The organism is Collinsella sp. AF14-35 (assembly GCF_003464565.1).
Taxonomy (GTDB): Bacteria; Actinomycetota; Coriobacteriia; order Coriobacteriales; family Coriobacteriaceae; genus Collinsella.
Map to the genome: position 1 here is coordinate 1 of NZ_QRZD01000061.1, position 1,068 is coordinate 1,068.

Annotated in this window: 1 protein-coding gene; it reads left to right on the forward strand. The window is 51.9% G+C overall.

The annotated features are described in order from the left end of the window. Positions 1-173: 173 nt before the first annotated feature. Positions 174-656, forward strand: a complete 483-nt coding sequence (locus DWW12_RS09700; RefSeq protein WP_117564757.1) for a PTS sugar transporter subunit IIB — start codon at positions 174-176, stop codon at positions 654-656. The last annotated feature ends 412 nt before the right edge of the window (positions 657-1,068 follow it).

Consider the following 1,068-nt stretch of genomic DNA (forward strand, 5'->3'; position numbering starts at 1 on the left):
AACGACCTATTTGCTCAATGTGTTCGGCTGAGATCGGAAATCAACCCTTTAAATGCACTAAATGCACTAATATTAGAGGCGTGATGTCTGCAGTGCCCATTTGTTACTTGACCTGCTGTTGAGTTGGTGGCCGACGTCCCGCTCGTATGGGTCTCAAACAGAATGGGGCAGCCATGGCTCAACCCAAGATTCTTCTTACACGTATCGATGACCGGTTTATTTACGGGCAAGACGTTGAGCTGTGGAACGAAGCCGTGGGCTCCAACCTTGTTCTGATCGTCAACGATGAGATCGCGGCGGATTCGCGCCATTGGGCACCTATGAGGGTGGCGGCGCCAGAAGGCGTCTGGACGCGGTTTTTCTCGGTGCAAAGGGCTATCGACATCATTCATACCGCAACGCCGCGTCAATGGATTCTGGTCATGGTAGCCTCACCTGCCGACGCGCTCGCGCTGGTTAAGGGTGGTGTGCCGATCACCAAGATTAGCATCGGCCATATGCAGGCAGGGGAGGGCAAGCGTCCTGTGACGCCCGCGGTTGCCATTGACGATGCAGACGTCGCCGCCCTCAAAGAACTCCAAGCGCTCGGCATAGAGCTGGAAATCCGTTATCTCCCCAGCTCCGACCCAGATCCTATCGAGAACCTGCTCGCGTGATTCCTTGGGGACGGAGGAAAACGGATCGTATTTTCCCGTGGAGGAGCGGCGAGATGCCCTCGGCCAGGAATTGGGGCCATCTACTACTTTTGGTCGCTTACCTCGAACAACGATGAAAATCTCAATATTAAAACCGCAGGTAGCGAACGTGCGATTTTTGAAAATAGGGGCGTATGGTCAGGGGTGCGGGAGTAAAAGTAGTAGATGGGCGCAATCTGTAGCGCGCCGATTTCAGGCATGTTGGCGCATGTGTCGGAGCTATGAAAAGAGTGTCCCTTTCGACTAGTCTTTTAGAACGTCAATGACTGCACCACAGCTTAAGCCGTTCGCAAAAACGGCTCCTAAATCTGTTTCGTTAATTGAATTGCGTAAATATGGTTAACCAAAGAATTGATATTTGGTTAAATAGTAA